14 protein-coding genes are annotated in these 16,457 nt (G+C 72.6%); 7 read left to right on the top strand and 7 right to left on the bottom strand.

What is annotated here, in order from left to right:
• Positions 1-144 precede the first annotated feature (144 nt).
• The 3 genes from MMF93_RS20505 (at position 145) to MMF93_RS20515 (ending at position 3,137) form a co-directional block, all read left to right on the top strand.
• Positions 145-894, top strand: coding sequence for a helix-turn-helix domain-containing protein (locus MMF93_RS20505; protein ID WP_242753590.1), 750 nt, complete (start codon positions 145-147; stop codon positions 892-894).
• Positions 891-1,361 (top strand): NUDIX domain-containing protein, encoded by a 471-nt coding sequence (locus tag MMF93_RS20510; protein WP_242753592.1) that lies wholly within the window; start codon positions 891-893, stop codon positions 1,359-1,361. The genes MMF93_RS20505 and MMF93_RS20510 overlap by 4 nt, the downstream gene beginning before the upstream one ends.
• A gap of 522 nt (positions 1,362-1,883) precedes the next feature.
• Complete coding sequence (locus MMF93_RS20515; protein WP_242753594.1) at positions 1,884-3,137, top strand: metallophosphoesterase; 1,254 nt, start codon at positions 1,884-1,886, stop codon at positions 3,135-3,137.
• Positions 3,138-3,180: 43 nt separating this feature from the next.
• On the opposite strand, the gene MMF93_RS20520 is transcribed toward MMF93_RS20515, so the two are convergent.
• On the bottom strand, positions 3,181-4,455 hold the full coding sequence (locus MMF93_RS20520) for an acyl-CoA thioesterase/bile acid-CoA:amino acid N-acyltransferase family protein (protein WP_242753596.1): 1,275 nt from the start codon (positions 4,453-4,455) through the stop codon (positions 3,181-3,183).
• A 183-nt stretch (positions 4,456-4,638) separates the two neighbouring features.
• A complete protein-coding gene (locus MMF93_RS20525; RefSeq protein ID WP_242753598.1) occupies positions 4,639-5,988 on the bottom strand; it encodes an MFS transporter in 1,350 nt (449 codons plus the stop codon).
• 136 nt (positions 5,989-6,124) lie between these two features.
• Between MMF93_RS20525 and MMF93_RS20530 the strand changes: the two genes are divergently transcribed.
• Positions 6,125-6,682, top strand: coding sequence for a quercetin 2,3-dioxygenase (locus MMF93_RS20530; RefSeq protein WP_242753600.1), 558 nt, complete (start codon positions 6,125-6,127; stop codon positions 6,680-6,682).
• Positions 6,679-7,590 (top strand): alpha/beta hydrolase, encoded by a 912-nt coding sequence (locus MMF93_RS20535; RefSeq protein WP_242753602.1) that lies wholly within the window; start codon positions 6,679-6,681, stop codon positions 7,588-7,590. The genes MMF93_RS20530 and MMF93_RS20535 overlap by 4 nt, the downstream gene beginning before the upstream one ends.
• A gap of 154 nt (positions 7,591-7,744) precedes the next feature.
• On the opposite strand, the gene MMF93_RS20540 is transcribed toward MMF93_RS20535, so the two are convergent.
• The 5 genes from MMF93_RS20540 to MMF93_RS20560 form a co-directional block, all read right to left on the bottom strand.
• The gene (locus MMF93_RS20540) at positions 7,745-8,683 is read right to left on the bottom strand and encodes a dihydrodipicolinate synthase family protein (RefSeq protein WP_242753604.1); all 939 of its coding nucleotides are present in this window, start codon (positions 8,681-8,683) and stop codon (positions 7,745-7,747) included.
• A complete protein-coding gene (locus MMF93_RS20545) occupies positions 8,680-9,705 on the bottom strand; it encodes an oligopeptide/dipeptide ABC transporter ATP-binding protein (protein ID WP_242753606.1) in 1,026 nt (341 codons plus the stop codon). Before MMF93_RS20545 ends, MMF93_RS20540 begins: the two co-directional genes overlap by 4 nt.
• Positions 9,702-11,693 (bottom strand): dipeptide/oligopeptide/nickel ABC transporter permease/ATP-binding protein, encoded by a 1,992-nt coding sequence (locus MMF93_RS20550; RefSeq protein ID WP_242753608.1) that lies wholly within the window; start codon positions 11,691-11,693, stop codon positions 9,702-9,704. The genes MMF93_RS20545 and MMF93_RS20550 overlap by 4 nt, the downstream gene beginning before the upstream one ends.
• A 1-nt stretch (position 11,694) precedes the next feature.
• The gene (locus tag MMF93_RS20555; RefSeq protein ID WP_242753610.1) at positions 11,695-12,645 is read right to left on the bottom strand and encodes an ABC transporter permease; all 951 of its coding nucleotides are present in this window, start codon (positions 12,643-12,645) and stop codon (positions 11,695-11,697) included.
• A gap of 179 nt (positions 12,646-12,824) precedes the next feature.
• Positions 12,825-14,414: an ABC transporter substrate-binding protein gene (locus tag MMF93_RS20560; RefSeq protein ID WP_242753612.1), complete on the bottom strand. Its 1,590-nt coding sequence runs from the start codon at positions 14,412-14,414 to the stop codon at positions 12,825-12,827.
• A 133-nt stretch (positions 14,415-14,547) separates the two neighbouring features.
• Between MMF93_RS20560 and MMF93_RS20565 the strand changes: the two genes are divergently transcribed.
• Together MMF93_RS20565 and MMF93_RS20570 are read left to right on the top strand one after the other, a co-directional pair.
• Positions 14,548-15,312: a FadR/GntR family transcriptional regulator gene (locus MMF93_RS20565; RefSeq protein WP_242753614.1), complete on the top strand. Its 765-nt coding sequence runs from the start codon at positions 14,548-14,550 to the stop codon at positions 15,310-15,312.
• A 128-nt stretch (positions 15,313-15,440) separates the two neighbouring features.
• Positions 15,441-16,421, top strand: coding sequence for an acetylxylan esterase (locus MMF93_RS20570; protein ID WP_242753616.1), 981 nt, complete (start codon positions 15,441-15,443; stop codon positions 16,419-16,421).
• The last annotated feature ends 36 nt before the right edge of the window (positions 16,422-16,457 follow it).

Here is a 16,457-nt window from a genome sequence, read left to right on the forward strand (position 1 = left end):
CCACGAACGGTCGCCGGGGTCCTTGACTTCTGCGACCCTGCCGCCGGCAGCAGGGACGGAGGAACCTCGTACGTTCCCCACTTCGGGACGTCCCGCATGGGGTAGAACGTCCCTAGCGACGTCCAGAACGCGGGGTGACACTGCATGCAGAACGAGCGCCTACGGACCGTCATGACGGCAGGAGGGTGGACTCACGCCGACCTGGCCAACGCAACAGGGGTCGATCCCAAGAGCGTTGAACGGTGGGTCAATTTGGGCCGCACCCCCCGGCGGGTAACTGCCATCAAGGCAGCGGAATCTTTAGGGGAAGACGTGCACGCACTTTGGCCAGCACTCAGGCAAGCACGGGCAGCAAGGGCAGTGAGCCCGGAATTGGTCGCGCTGTATGACCAGCGGGCAGACCTTCCCGTGTCCACCTTCATTGACCTGTTCACGCAGGCGCGGGAACGGATCGACGTACTCGTGTACGCCGCTGTGTTCATCCACGAGGCGTATCCGCGTTTGAACGACCTTTTGCGTGAGCGCGCTGCCGAAGGATGTTCCGTGCGCATCGCCATAGGGGACGCGGACAGCGAGAACGTTCAACAGCGCGGAAAAGAAGAAAAGTTCGGACACGGCATTGAGTCCCGTTGCCGACTCGCACTCATGCACTATCGGGCGCTGTTCGGCGTCCGTGGTATTGAGCTGCGCACGCACGGAACCACGCTCTACAACTCCATCTATCGCGCTGACGACCAAATGCTGGTCAACGCGCACGTGTGGGGCGTGAACGCCTGCGGGGCGCCCGTGTGGCACCTTCGGCGGAACGGCGACGGCGGAATGTTCGCCAGCTACGTGCAGAGCTTTGAGGCGGTCTGGAATACGGCGCATCCGGTACTGGAAGGCAGCGAGTGAGCCGCACGGAGTTCTACGACGACTCGAACGCACCCGCCCCGAACAGCCTCGTAGTGGCGGCCTCAGCCGTCGTCACGGACGCCGAGGGACGTATTCTCTTGCAGAAGCGGACGGACAACGGCCTGTGGGCGCTGCCGGGTGGCGGAATGGGGATGACCGACTCACTGCCCGGTACGGCCGTGCGGGAGACGAAGGAAGAGACCGGCCTTGATGTGGAGATCACGGGGCTTGTCGGCACATACACGGATCCCCGGCATGTCATCGCCTACAGCGATGGAGAAGTGCGGCGGCAGTTCAACGTGTGCTTTGAGGCGCGGATCGTCGGCGGAGCGCTAGCCATCTCGGATGAATCCGAAGAACTACGATTCGTCGCGCCGGAAGACATCGGCGCACTGCCGATGCACCATACACAGCGGCTACGATTGTCCCACTTCATCGAGAACCGGCAGACGCCGTATCTCGGGTAGTGACGGCCCCGGAACGCAGAACACCCCCGTAACGGATCCGCTTGGGCAGCGAATGGTCCCGGGAGGAACTTCGGGCGGAGCCGCTAGAAGGGGCATAGGAGCGTCGTAGGGCCGTTCTCCGGTCTCCCCGAGTGCTGGGGCGCACCCCGGAGAGGCGACCCCGGGGGCCCGCGTAGCCCGTAGTCAGGCGTCCAAGGCGTCCAAGGCGTCCAAGGCGGCCAAGGCGGTCGGCGGTCGGGCGGTCGTAGTGCGTGCGTGCGTCCCGCTGCTAGCTGCGACTGCGGGCTCTCAGCGCTGGTACCGCAGTGTGAGGCGGGACGTGGCCACCACCCGTGCACACTCCCCGGCGGGCGAGCGGACAGCCGTTCGGGGACGCGGGGGGCCGACCGGCTACCTTGGACCCACCTGCTGTCGGCGATCACCCGTCGGGAACGGCGGTCGGTCCGAGAGGCGAGAGGCTTGAGGGCGGCCCGGCGCAGCTGACGGGGGCGGCAGGCCCGAGAGCGAGGGGGAGGAACAGCCATGGCGGCTGTGTTCGTACTGGTGGGGCTCGTGGTGCTGGGCGCGCTCGTGGGTGCCCACCTCTACCTGTGGCGGCGCTTCGTCCGCGACGTGACGGCGCCCGGCGGCTGGTGGCGGCGCACCGGAACGGTGCTGGCAGTACTGCTGCCGCTCACCACCATCGGCGCCCTGGTATCCGGCCGCGCCGGAGCGCCCTTCCTGCTGGAACAGATCCTCGCCTGGCCCGGCTATCTGTGGCTGGCCTGCCTGCTGTACCTGCTGCTGGCGCTGCTCGCCGCCGAGTTGGTGCGGTACGTACTCAGGCGTACGCCCTGGGGGCGCACCCGGCCTACGGACGGTCCCGTGCCGGAGCCGGCGCCGGCGGAGTCCGCCCCCGCTGCCGGCGGCTCCGGGGGCGCCGGCTCCCTCGCCGTTCCGCTCTCCGCCCCCGTACCCGCCCGGCGGGTCTTCCTCGCGCGGACCCTCGCGCTCACCGCCGGGGCCGCCGGGCTCGGTACCACCGCGGCCGGGGCCTACGGCGTGCTGAACGGGCCGACGCTCAAGCAGCTGACGATTCCGCTCGCCAAGCTGGACAGGCGCGCGTCCGGGTTCCGGATCGCGGTCGTCAGCGACATCCACCTCGGGCCCATCCTGGGCCGGGCGCACACGCAGCGGATCGTGGACACGATCAACCGCACGCAGCCCGACCTGGTGACCATCGTCGGCGACCTGGTCGACGGCACCGTCGCCGACCTGGGCCCCGCCGCCGAGCCGCTGCGCGCGTTGCGTTCCCGGCATGGCTCCTACTTCGTGACGGGCAACCACGAGTACTTCGGGGACGCCCACGCCTGGGTCGATCACCTGCGCGAGCTGAGCGTCCACCCGCTGGAGAACGCCCGCCGCGAGCTGCCCGGGTTCGACCTGGCGGGCGTCAACGACATCCAGGGCGAGGAGCAGGGCGAAGGCCCCGACTACGGTAAGGCGCTCGGTGACCGCGACACCTCGCGCGCCGTCGTGCTGATGGCGCACCAGCCGGTCATGGTGCACGAGGCCGCCGACCACCACGTCGATCTCCAGCTCTCGGGCCACACCCACGGCGGACAGCTGTGGCCCGGCCCCTATCTCGCCGCCCTCGCCAACCCGACCGTCGCCGGGCTGGACCGCTACGGCGACACGCAGCTGTACGTCACCCGCGGCGCCGGCGCCTGGGGCCCGCCCGTCCGCGTGGGCGCGGAATCGGACGTCACCGTCGTCACGCTGGCCGCCAAGAGCTGAGAAGGGGCCTCGAGGCGCCCCCGGGGCGCATCGAGGGCGTGCCTCAGTTCAGCAACTTCAACACCTTCGGCCACGAGTCGGCGCGGGCCCGCTGGTCGGCCTCCGAGGTGCGGGTGACCGCGCCGTCCGCGCCGCCCTCCTGGCCCGGCTGGGCGTAGGGGAACCAGTTGACGTGGTGTCCCGCGTCCGGATAGACGAGCTTCTTCGCACCCTGTCCCGCCATGCGGCCCGCGGCCGCCTGCGAGCCCCACATCTTGTCGTTGCCGCCGGCGACGGCGAGCACGCTGCCGCGCACGTGGTCGAGGGGGATGGGCCCGGTGGGGATCGCCTGGCCGTGGTCGGTCCAGGCGGTGGTGCCGCTCAGGTACGGGCCGTTGACCTTGGACGAGGGCGCGTACGCGATGACGTCGTGGAAGACCTCGGGGCGCCGCTGGCCGAGCAGCTGCGCCGCCTCGCTGCCCCGCGAGTTGCCCATGACGGCCAGCCGGTCGGGGTCGGCCCCCTCCTGCTCGCGCAGCAGCTCGCCGGCGCGGGTGAAGTAGTCGAGGTCGATGTCGTCGATGCCGTTCGGGCGCTCCGAGCCCTTTCCGCAGCGGAAGTAGCACACCGACATCGCCGGGTGCCCGTGCGAGGCGAGCAGCGCGGCGGTGTACGTGCCCGCGTTGCCGCCCTCGGAGCCGCCGAAGACGAGGACGGGCGCCTGGCGGGCCCCGCCCTTGGGCGGCAGGTACAGGTCCCCGTCGACCCCACTCTCGGCGTTCTCGTCGACGGTCAGCTTGCGGTGGGTGGTGCCCTCGGTCAGCCACTGCCTCACCAGGTCGCGGCGGGCCACGCGCTGCCCCTTGTGCTCGCCCGTGGTCGCGGTCGCGGTGAACCGCACGGTGTAGGCGCGCTGCTCGGCGGGCGGGCCCGGATGGTAGGAGAAGGCCTTGCCGCTGCCGGTCATCTTCGCCGTACGCCCGCCGGTGGGCAGCATGCCGGACAGCAGCCGTCCGGTGCCGTCGCGCCCGAGGTCGACGGTCCCCTCGCTGTCGGCGGTACGTGTCACCGTGGCCGCCCACGTTCCGCCGCGCTGGTCCTCGGTCTGCGCCCGGACGGCGACCCGGGTGCGGGGCGTGAGCCCTTCCAGCCGCACGGAAGTGGGCTGGTCCGCGCGGGCGCGGGGATGGTCGGTCTCGAAGCGCACCCCGTCCCGGCCCGAGGGTTTGGCGGCGCTGCCCGCCGAGGAGCCGCTGTCCTCGCTCGCGCAGCCCGCCGCGGCGAGTGCCACGACGAGGGCCGTCGCGGCGGTGGTCCGTACGTTCGCCATGCGTCCCATCCGGCGCACGATACGGTGCGCGCTTCCCGCCCGCCGTGGTCCCCCTCCCTCCCGGCCTCCCCCAGCTCTCCCTCGGCCTCCCTCGGCCCTCCCTCCGGGTCTCCTCCAGCCCTCCCTCCGGGGCGCTGATCGCCGCCTCCCTCCGGATGCCGACCGTGCCCCTGCTCCCGCACGCCGTGGCCGTCACCCGGGCGTGGCGCCGGCGGGCGGACCGTCCGCCGCCTGCGGGCCCGGGTCCGGGCGAGGCCCCGGGGACGACGAGGGCCCCGGCGCGACGTCCGCGACGTCCGCGCCGTCCGCGCCGCCCGCCGGGCGCGGTCCGTCGGACGTGAAGCGTCGTACGGCCGGAACCGCGGCCGTGGCCGCTCCGGCCGAGGCCAGGACGGCGGCGGCCGTCAGCGGCACCGCGGTGCCCCACTGGGAGGCGGCCCAGGGGCCGAGGGTGTAGCCGACGGGCATGGCGGCGAGGGAGAGCAGCCAGTCGTAGGAGGTGACGCGGGCCAGCGCGGTCGGCGGGATCGCGTTTTGCACCGTCGTCTGCCAGGTCGGGTTGAGGTAGCCGAGCCCTGCCATGGCCACGCCGTACGAGGCGATGGTCCACGGCGCCGGCGCGGCGGCGGCGAACAGGGCGAGGGGGAGGCAGAAGAGCAGGCCGAGCAGGTTGACGGTGAGGACGGGACGGCGCGGGTAGACGCGGGAGGAGAGCGCGTTGCCGACCAGCAGGCCCACGCCGCCGGCCTGGACGACCGCGACCCACACGCCTTCGCCGCCGAGTTGTCCCACGGCCACGGCGGGGCCGAGGACGAGCAGCATGGAGAGGGCGACGTTGTGGACCGCGTGGGCCAGCAGGCTGGGCCAGTACCAGGCGCGGCTGCTCACCTGCGTCCAGCCTTCGACGAGGTCGGCCAGGAACGAGCGGGCCGCCAGTGGCACGTGGGTGACCCGCAGCAGCGCCAGGAGGCAGGCGCTGAGGGCGAAGGTGGCCGCGTCCAGGAGGAACGCCCAGCCGGGGCCCACGGTCAGGACGAGGAGTCCGGCGAGGGCGGGGCCGCCGAGTCTGCCGGCGCTCTCGGCGGTGGCGACCAGCGCGTTGGCCCGCTGCCGGTCCGTCGCCTCGACGGTGCCGGTGACCAGCGGGTAGAGGCAGGGCATGGCGAAGGCGGAGGCGGCGCCGCCGACTGCTTCGGCGGTGGCGAGTACCGCCAGCGAGGGGTCTTGGCCGAGTAGTTGCAGGCCGACGAGGAGTTGCGAGGCGCACCGTACGAGGTCGGTCGTCAGGGCGAGGGTGCGGGCGCGGAAGCGGTCGGCGAGGACGCCGCCGACGGGCAGCAGCAGCAGTTTGGGCAGCATGGCGCAGCCCAGGACGAGGGCGAGGGCCGCGGTGGATCCGGTGGCCCGCAGCACGGCGAGGCTGAGTGCGGTGGGGACGACGGCGTCCCCCAGCAGGGAGAGGGCGCGTCCGGTGAACAGGAGGCGGAAGTCGCGGTGGCGTAAGGGGTGGGGGCGGCGGTTGCGGGCTTCGGCGGACGGCATGGTCGGCACGGTAGGGCGGCCGGAGGCGGGAGGTGCGGGTGTTTGCCGGGGGCTGAAAAGTTGTGCCAGGCGCATGTGTCAGGGCACCTGACGCAATCTGGTCCGCGTTGCCGCACGCCGCCCCCACGGAGGCCCCATGACCATCGAGTACGCCACCCGCTACCGCCCCGCCTCCCGCATCCCCGCCGAACCGGGCACGCCGTACGTCGTCGAGAAGGGCGAGGGCGACCGCGCCCACCTCTTCGGCGACCTGATCACCGTCTACGCGGGCGGCGAGCAGACCGAGAACCTCTTCAACTTCTTCACCGTCGAGGGGCCCAAGGGCGATCTCATCCCCGCCCACGTCCACGCGGACACCTACGAGGTCTTCTACGTCCCCCAGGGCGCGGTCCGCCTGTTCGTCGAGGACACCGCGGGCGAGCAGCAGGAACGGCTGCTCACGCCCGGCGACTTCGGGTTCGTGCCGAAGAACTGCCCGCACGCCTACCGCATGGAGCGGCACCACAGCCAGGTCGTCGGCGTCGCGGCGGGCCCCGGCGGCACCTTCGAGCGGTTCTTCGAGAGTATGGGGGAGCCCACCGAGCGCCACGGTGTGCCGACCGAGCCGGTCGTTCCCGCGCCGCACGCGTTCGCCACCGTGCCCGAGCGGTACGACGTGCGCTTCCTGCCCGACCACCAGTGGAGGACGACGTGAACCCCGTCGACCCCGCCTTGCTGAAGGCGATCCCGGCACCGCACCCGGACGTCGCCCCGCTGCCGCCCGCCGCCGTCCTCGACGACGGTGTGCGGATGCTGCGCGGCGTGCCCTACGCGCTGCCCGAGCGGGTGCGCCCCTTGGAGCTCGACTTGTGGCTTCCCGCCGGAGGATCCGGGAAGGAGCCCGCTCCCGTGGTGCTGTACGCGCACGGGGGAGCCTGGATGCGGGGCCGGCGCGACGATCTGGGGATGCGGACCCGCGACTGGCGTCCCGGACTGTTCGCCCGGATCGCGGCGGCCGGATGCGCGGTCGCCTGCGTCGACTACCGGCTCAGCGGCGAGGCACCCTTTCCCGCCCCGCTCACGGACCTGCGCGCGGCGCTGCGGTGGCTGACGCTGCGCGCGGCCGAACTGGGGATCGACACCGGCCGCACGGTGGCCTGGGGCGAGTCGGCGGGCGGCCACCTCGTCTCCCTGCTGGCTCTGTCCCGCCCCGAGCCGGGGCTGACGCCCCCCGTGCCGCACCTGGCGGGCGCCGTCGTCTGGTACGGGCCCAGCGATCTCACCGCCCCGCGGGGCGGCTTCTCGCCGGCCGGGCCCGGCACCCCCGAGGCCCGCCTGCTGGGGGCCGCCCCCGCCGACGTGCCCGAACTCGCCCGGGAGGCCTCCCCGTTGCGGCAGGTGCACGCGCAGGCGCCGCCGTTCTTCCTGGTGCACGGAGCGGCCGACACGATGGTGGACCCCTCGCACAGCGAGGACCTGGCGGCGGCGCTCCGTCAGGCGGGCGGCTCCGCCCGCCTCCGCCTCGTCCCCGGCGCCGACCACGGCTGGTTCGGCGCCGAGGAGAGCGACGTGGCCGACGTGTTCGACGCCTCGCTGCGCTTCGCCCGCGACGCGGTGTCCTGACGCACCTCAGCTGCCGCCCGGCGCACGGGCCGCCCCACGCGCGGGCCGCTGCCTGCACGGGCCGCCCAACGCGCGGGCCGCTGCCTGCACGGGCCGCCCGGGTGCACCGTCCGCGCCCGGTGCGGTCGGTGCGTCCGGTGCGTCCGGGCGGACGTCACAGCAGCCCTGCCTCCTCCAGGCAGGCCCGCACGCGGGCGGTCTCCGCGGGGGCGTGCGGGCGCATCGGGGTGCTGACGACGGGCGTGTCGATCAGCCCGAGGAGCGCGAGCGCGGTCTTGAAGCCGCCCAGCCCCCCGGTGGTGCCCGAGGCCGTCCCCGGCTCGACGGCGTCGACGAGCGCGAACAGGGCGGCGAGGCGGTCCTGTTCGGCCCGCGCGCCCGCCCAGTCCCCGCGCCGCGCCGCCTCGTACAGCCGTACGTAACCGCGCGGGTCCACGTTGCCCAGGCCCGGCACCACGCCGTCTGCGCCCGCCAGCAGCATGCCGTCCACGACCACCTCGTGCCCGGTCAGCGCGGAGAAGGCCCGCCCCTCGCCCAGGGTGCGGGCGCCCAGCAGCAGCTTGCGGAAGGAGACGTCGTCCCCGCTGGAGTCCTTCACGCCGGCCAGCACGCCCTCGGCGGCCAGCTGGAGCAGCAGCCCCGGCGCCAGCTTGGTGTGCACGCACACCGGGACGTCGTAGGCGAACAGCGGCAGCTCGATCGCGGAGGCCACCGCGCGGAAGTGCGGGGCGAGTTCGCTTGCGTGGGTGCGGGTGTAGAAGGGCGCGGTGGCCACGATCCCGGCCGCGCCCGTCTTCTCGGCGACCCTGGCGCGCTCGACGACGCGCCAGGTGGCGGTCTCGATGGCCCCGGCCAGCACGGGCACCTGCCCGGCCGCCGCGCCGATCACCGTCTCCAGCACGGTCTCCTGCTGTTCGTGGGTCAGGTAGGCGGTCTCGCCGGAGCTGCCCAGCGCGAACAGCCCCGACACCCCGCCCTCGATCAGGTGACCCACCAGGCGCTCCAGCGAGGCGGTGTCGACCGCGCCCTCCTCGGTGAGCGGGGTGACGACAGGCGGGATGACGCCGGTGAACGGGCAGGCGGTGGTGCTCACTTGCTGCTCCTTGCCAGGGTGGTCGTGGAACCGGGGGCGGGTCCCTCACCGGTGGCCGCGTCCGGCGCACCGGTCACCGGATGGACGCAGTGCCACCGGTGTCCGGCCTGACCGGGAGACTCCGCGGGGAAGGCCGCCGTGCAGGCGTCGTCCGCCTTCCAGCACCGGGTGCTGAAGGGGCAGCCGCGCGGCGGGTGCGTGGCCGACGGCACGGGTCCGCTGAGCACGATGCGCTCGGTCGTCTCCAGCAGGCTGGGGGTCGCCGAGAGCAGTGCTTCGGTGTAGGGGTGGGCGGGGGAGGCGGCGACGTCGGCCGAGGGGCCCTCCTCGACGATCCGGCCCAGGTAGAGCACGGCCAGCCGGTCGGAGAGGTAGCGGACCGTCTGGATGTCGTGTGAGATGAAGACCATGCCAAGGCCGAGCCTCTCGCGCAGGTCCACCAGGAGGTTGAGTACCTGGGCGCGTACGGAGACGTCCAGCGCGCTGGTGGGCTCGTCCGCCACGATCAGCTCGGGTTCCAGCGCCAGCGCGCGGGCGATGGCCACGCGCTGCCGCTGCCCGCCGGACAGCTGCCCCGGCAGGGAGGTGCGGGTGTGCGGGGGCAGGCCGACGAGGTCGAGGAGTTCGGTCACCCTCGCGTCCCGCTGCGCCGGGGTGCCCTTGCGGTGGACGTCCAGCGGGTCGCGCAGGATGCGCTGGACCGACAGCCGCGGGTTGAGAGCCGTGGACGGGTCCTGGAAGACGACGCCGACCGAGGAGCCGAACTCGCCGCGCCGCCGCGCGTCCGGCAGCCCCCACAGGTTCTCGTCGCGGAAGGTCACCGTGCCCTGCGAGGGCTTCTGTAGTCCGGTCAGCACCCGGGCCAGGGTCGATTTGCCGCACCCCGACTCGCCGACCAGGCCGAGGATCTCGCCGCGCCGCACCTGGAGGGAGACGTCGGTCAGTGCGTGCACCGTGTCCCGGTGGAAGAGCCCGCCGCTGCGGGCGCGGTGGCGGACGTGGACGTTCTCGAGACGGATCATCGGGTGCTCCCCTCCAGGCTCGCTCCGTCCGCCGCGTCCCCTGCGGGGTGGTGGCAGGCGAAGCCGTGCGCGCTTGTGGTGCCCCTGTCCACCAGGGCGGGCGTCGTGGTGCGGCACACGTCGGTGGCGGCGGCGCAGCGCGAGGCGAAGCGGCATCCCGCGCCGAAGCCGCGCGGCGCAGGCACCACGCCGGGCACCTGGTGCAGCCGCTGGGCGCCGGCCTCCAGGGAGACGACCGAGCCGAGCAGGCCGCGGGTGTAGTGGTGTGCGGGTGCGGTCAGCAGCGCGTCGGTCCCGCCGGTCTCGGCGATGCGGCCCGCGTACATCACCGCAACCCGGTGGGCCAGGTCACCGACCAGGGCCAGGTCGTGGGAGACGAGGACCATCGCGAAGCCCAGCTCCTTCTGGAGCCGCTCCAGCAGCTCGACCACCTGGGCCTGCACGGTCACGTCCAGGGCCGTGGTGGGCTCGTCCGCGATCAGCAGCCGGGGGTCGCGGGAGAGCGCCATGGCGATCAGGACGCGCTGGCGCTGGCCGCCGGACAGCTCGTGCGGGTAGCTGCGCAGGGTGCGCTCGGGGGAGAGGCCCACCAGCTCCAGCAGCTCGGAGGGCGTCTTCGTGCCGCCGCGCGAGGTGAGGCGGCCGAGCTGTTTGCCGACGAGCACCGAGGGGTTGAGGGAGGAGAGCGCGTCCTGGTAGACCATCGCGATCTGCGGGCCCATCAGCGTCCGCCGCTCGCGGGAGCCGAGCCGCAGCAGGTCCTTGCCCTGGTAGTGGATGCTGCCGCTGGTCTGCGCGTTGGGCGCCAGCAGGCCCATGACGGCCAGGCTGGTGATGCTCTTGCCGCATCCTGACTCGCCGACCAGGCCGAGCGTCTCCCCCTCGCGGACGGTGAAGGAGACGTCGTCGACGACGGCGACGTCGCCGTAGCGGTCGGGGAAGCGGATGGAGAGGTTGTGCACGGACAGCAGCGTGGGGGCGTCCTGGGGCACGGGCTTGAGCGCCGGCGGGTGTGCCCGCCGCCGCTCGGCGAGCCTGGCCAGCGCCTGCCCCACCACCGCGGCACCGGCCGCCTCGCGGTCGTAGGCGTCGGCCGTCCGCGCTTCCGCGGCCCGCGGGGCCGGGGCGGCGGTGTCCGAGCCGTGGGCGGGCGCGGCGGCGGCGTCGGTCATGCCCTCGGAGAGGATGTTGAGCGCCAGCACGGTCACCAGGACGCCGAGGCCGGGGAAGAAGGTCGCCCACCAGCCGCCGGCCAGCAGGATGTCGCGTCCGTAGGACAGCACGCTGCCCCAGCTGGGGTCGGGGTCCTGCACGCCGGCGCCGATGAAGGAGAGGCTGGCCTCGAAGATGATCGACTCGGCGACCATGACGGTGGCGAACACCATGACGGGCGCCGCGCAGTTGACGGCCACGTGCCGCAGCACGATGTGGCCCCGCCTGGCGCCGATGACCCGTTCGGCGGCGACGTAGTCCTCGCCGTACTGCTCCATGACGTTGGCGCGCACGACGCGGGCCAGCGAGGGGGTGTAGACGACGGCGATGGTCAGGATGATGACGGGGATGCTGGTGCCGAAGACGGCCACCAGGACGGCGGCGAGCGCGATCGGCGGGAAGGACATCACCACGTCGAGCACGCGCATCACGGACTCGTCGGCCCACTTGCGCGAGGTGGCGGCCAGCGAGCCCAGGACGCCGCCGGCCACCAGGGCGACGGCGGTCGCGCCCAGCCCGATGACCAGCGAGTAGCGGGCGCCGTGCAGGACCCGGGCGAAGACGTCGCGGCCCGCCCGGTCGGTGCCGAACAGGTGCTCGGAGCCGGGCGCCTGTACGGGCTGGTCCATGGCCAGCGGGTCCTGCGTCAGCAGCGGGGCCAGCACGGCGCCGAGCACGACGAGCAGCAGGACGCCCAGGCTGACGCGGGAGGAGAGCGGCAGGGAGCGGAAGCGGATACCCGGGCGGGACAGCTTCCTCACACGCGCACTGAACATCTCACACCGTCCTGATACGCGGGTTGACCAGCAGGTAGAGGAGGTCGACGAGAACGTTGACGACCAGGAAGGTCACGGCGATCGTCAGCACGGTGCCCTGCACCAGCGCCGTGTCGTTGCCGGTGACGCCCTCCAGGATGAGCTTGCCCATGCCGGGCAGGTCGAAGATCGCCTCGATGACGACGGCGCCGCTGAGCATGTAGCCGACCTTGATGCCCAGCACCGTCAGCGGGTTGACCAGCGCGTTGCGCAGCGCGGAGCGCAGCACCATGCCCTCGGGGAGTCCGTTGCCGCGCGCGGTGCGTACGTAGTCGCGCTCCAACTCCGCGACCAGGGAGGTGCGCACCAGGCGGGCCAGCGAGGCGGAGACGGCCAGCGCGATCGAGACCGCGGGCAGCGTCATGGTGTGCAGCCAGCCCGTGAACGAGTCGGCCGGGTTGGTGTAGCCGCCTGTCGGGAAGAGCGGCGTGTTGAGCGCGAACTGCTGGATGAGCAGCACGCCGAGCCAGAAGGAGGGGATGGCCACACCGGCCATCGAGACCACCCGCACGACCTGGTCGGGCCAGCGGTCGCGCCACACGGCGCCGATGACGCCGAACACCACGGCGAAGACCACCGCGAGGACGAGGCTGAAGAGCGTCAGCTGGAACGTCAGCGGGAAGGCCGTGGTGATCCGGTCCGCCACGGGCGTGCTCGGCGGCACCGTCGACCCCAGATCCAGGTGCAGCAGGTCCCCGAGGAAGCGGAAGTAGCGCACGAACAGCGGGTCGTTGAGCCCGTGCTCCTCGGCGAAGGCCTCGCGTGCCTGGGCGGAGGCGCCCTCACCGAGCGCGTTGTAGGCGGGGTCGGTGGGCGAGAACTGCATGACCACGAAGACCATCAGCGTGATGCCGAGGATCATCACAGGCAGCATCGCGATCCGGCGCGCAGCGAGCCGGAGGAAAGCAACCATCGTCGTGTCCCTAGCGGGTGGGAGGTCGGTGGGCGGTGGCCGGGCGGGCCGCGGCCCGGGAGAGGACCGGCGCGGTGTGCCGGCAGCCGCCGGGCCGTGCCGGAGGTGAGCGGCGGGGCCGGGCGGTGACCGGCGCGGTGCCGGGCGGTGACCCGCGCGGTTGCGGGCGGCGCGGCCGGTCAGGCGCGGGCGGTGTCGAGGAAGGAGAGCCCCGTGGTGGGCAGCGGTGCGAACCGCGTCAGCTTCTCCTCGTCCCAGGCGCTGGGAAGCCAGCGGTGCAGCAGCGGGTAGAGCGGCACGTGCTCGGCGACCAGGTCCTGGGCCCTGGCCCACAGCCGGTCGCGTTCCTTCTCGCTCTCGGCGCGCGCGGCGTCGTCGAGGTGGGAGGTGAGCTTCCGGTAGGCCGGGTCCTTGTCCCACTTGTAGCGGGTGGTGGGCCACAGGCCGTTGTAGAACCAGCGCATCAGCAGGTCGACGTCGTTGCCGAAGACCGAGGGATCGCCGGGGGCCAGCAGCGCCTGGTACCCGCCCTGGTCGACCTTGGCGTACTGGGCGGGTGACTGGGCGATGTCGAGCGAGGTGCGCACCCCCACGGCGTCCCAGCCTTCCTTGATCAGGGGAGCCGCGTCGTTGACCCAGGCGGTGTCGGTGACCAGCAGCTTCACCGAGAGCCCGGGGACGCCCGCCTCGTCGAGCAGCTTCCTGGCCCGGGCCGGGTCGTAGTCGTAGACCGCCTCGGCCCTGCGGTGGTCGGGGTGGTCGCGCTGGAGGTAGCCGACGGCCGCGTCCGCGCCGCCCAGCAGGGCGATCCGGATGAGCTTCTCGGTGTCGACGGCGTAGTGCAGCGCCTGCCGTACGCGCTTGTCGTCGAAGGGCTTGCGGGAGCAGTTGAACATCAGGAACAGCAGCCCGAAGGAGGGCACCGACTGCACGGTGCTGAAGCCCCTCATGCGCGAGATGTCCAGGTACGGTACGTCCTCGATGGCCTGGACCCGCCCCGACTCCAGGGCGCTGACCCGCGCGGAGGGGTCGGAGATCAGCCGCCAGACCATCTTCTTCGCGCGTGCGGGATGCTTGCCGTTGTACTTCTCCCACTTGGCGAACGTGATGCGGTCCTCGCGGACGGCCTTGACGAACCGGTAGGGGCCCGAGCCGACCGGATGGGCGTCGAACCGCTTGGAGTCCTTCTCCACGATCTTCTTCGGCACGATCCTGACCACGGATATCCGGGAGGGGAACAGCGCGAAGGGATGCTTCAGCGTGAACTCGACCGTGCGCGCGTCCACGGCCTCGACCTTGTCGAGGAAGGGGATGAACTGCGCCATCACGGAGGCGTTGTCGGGGTCCATGACGCGCTCGAAACTGAAGACGACGTCCTCGGTGGTCACCGCGGAACCGTCGTGCCAGGTGGCGCCGTCCCGGAGGGTGGCGCGGTAGGTCCTCTCGTCGAGCTTGTCCGGGAGCGCGGTGGCCAGCCCGGGGCGTGCCTCCAAGGTGGCCGGGTCGAGGTCGACGAGGCCCTCGAAGAGGTGCAGGTTGGCGGCGAATGGCGTGGCGCCGGAGGTGATCATCGGGTCGAAGCCGGTGGACAGGGTGTAGGAGATGCCGGCTTCGATCGTGTCGCGGCCGGCCTCCCGGCCCGCGAACACCGTCGAGTCGGGACCACCGCACGCCGACAGGCTCGCCGTGAAAGCGGTCGCGGCGCCGAGGGCACCGCTCATGCGGAGGAAGGTCCGTCGCTCGACGGCGGCGGTTTTCCGATCCGGCATAGTTCCTCCACACGAGGGGGTGGGGCAGGTGCACAGCAAACAGAAGAGGGGGCGTCAGACGTATGATGTCTGATGATGGCCCGGAAGCTAGCCCGGTAACGGAAGAAGGGTCAAGAGGGTGGGAGGTTACGAAATGAACGCGGGTCGCACCGGCCGGCAGTTGCTACGGCAGGAAGTAACCGAGGGGATCAAGCGCCATATCCTCCACAACCGGCTCAGGCCGGGCGATCCCCTGCCCACCGAGGCCACGCTGTGCGAGGAGTTGGGCGCCAGCAGGTCCAGCGTGCGGGAGGCCGTCAAGACCCTGCACGCGCTCGACATCGTGGAGGTGCGGCACGGCCACGGCACCTACGTCGGGCGGCTGAGCCTGTCGGCGCTGGTCGAGTCGCTGACCTTCCGCGGCATGCTCAGCGTCGACGACGACATGCAGGTGATGGCCGACCTGCTGGAGGCGCGCGAGCTGTTCGAGCGCGGCATGGTCGCGAAGTTCACCGGCGCCGCCGACCACGCCTACCTCGACACCCTGGACGGGCTCGTGCGCCGGATGCGCGAGAGCGGGGCCAAGGACGGCACCGGCTTCGTCGAGTCGGACCGCGCCTTCCACGCCCACCTCGTCGGGGCCTCGGGCAACGCGCTGATCGGCCAGCTGTCCATGGCGTTCTGGGACGTCTACACGGTCGTGGCGCCGTACCTGAACGTCGTCAGCGCCGAGGACGAGCAGGACACCATCGCCGCGCACCAGCGCATCGCCGACGCCGCCCGCGCGGGCGACCCGGAAGAGCTGGCCGCCGCGCTCGCCGACCACTACGCGCCGCTGCGCCGCAGGCTGGCCGACTCCCGCGCCGCACGGGCCGGCGGCGTTCCGCACGACGGGCGGGGGGTCGTCCCCGCGGGGTGAGCCGCGGTCCGCGCTCTTGACGCACCCGGGAGGCCTCTCTAGGGTCCCACAAACATGAGACGTCTGACGTCATCTCACCCGAGTGGAGCTGTCACGCGGGACGTCGGACAGAGAGGCCAGCCCCGCCGATGCCCTCCCCGGACCCCGCACGCCTGTCCGCCGTCCCGGCCCTGCGCGAGCCCGAAGACTTCGACGCCTTCTGGACCCGCACCCTGGAGGAAGCCGACAGCCACGCCCAGCCGCCCCGCTTCACCCCCGCGGACTGCGGACCCGCGCTCCTGGACACCTACGACGTCACCTTCACCGGATACGGCGGCGCCCCCGTCCGCGGCTGGCTGAGAATGCCGGCCGGAGCCGAGGAGCGCGCCGCCCGCACCGGGCGCGGGCTCGCCTGCGTCGTGGAGTTCCTCGGATACGGGCGCGGCAGAGGCCTGGAGCACGAGAACACCCTGTGGGCCTGCGACGGCTACGCCCACCTGCTCATGGACACCCGCGGCCAGGGCTGGTCGGCGGCCGTCGGCGACACCCCTGACCCGGTGCCCGCACCCCACGGGGCCGTCCCCGGCTTCCTCACCCGCGGCCTCGAGAGCCCTGAGGACCACTACTACCGGCGGCTGTTCACCGACGCCGTCCGCTGCGTCGCCACCGCGCGCGCCCACCCCGCCGTCGACCCGGCCCGCATCGCCGTCACCGGCGTCAGCCAGGGCGGCGGCATCGCCCTGGCTGTCTCCGGACTCGTACCGGGGCTCGCCGCCGTCATGCCGGACGTGCCGTTCCTCAGCGACATACCGCGCGGCGTCGCCGAAGCCGAACAGCCGCCCTACACCGAGATCGCCGCGTACCTGAGCCTCTACCCGGACCGCACCGAGACGGCCTTCGCCACCCTCGCCTACCTGGACGCCGCCGTGCACGCCTCCCGCGCGAGCGCCCCGTCCCTCTTCTCCGTCGCCCTGCGCGACGGCATCTGCCCGCCGGCTGCCTGCCGTACCGCCTTCGACCGCTACGCGGGGCCGAAGGAGCTCCGCGAGTACCCCTTCAACGGGCACGAGGGCGGCGGGCCCCACCACCAGCGCGCACAGCGCGCCTGGCTGCGCACGATCCTGTCCTGACCGGCCGCCCCGCGGCCGATCCACCCCCACACGAGA

The sequence above is a fragment of the Streptomyces tubbatahanensis genome (assembly GCF_022699385.1).
Taxonomy (GTDB): Bacteria; Actinomycetota; Actinomycetes; order Streptomycetales; family Streptomycetaceae; genus Streptomyces; species Streptomyces diacarni.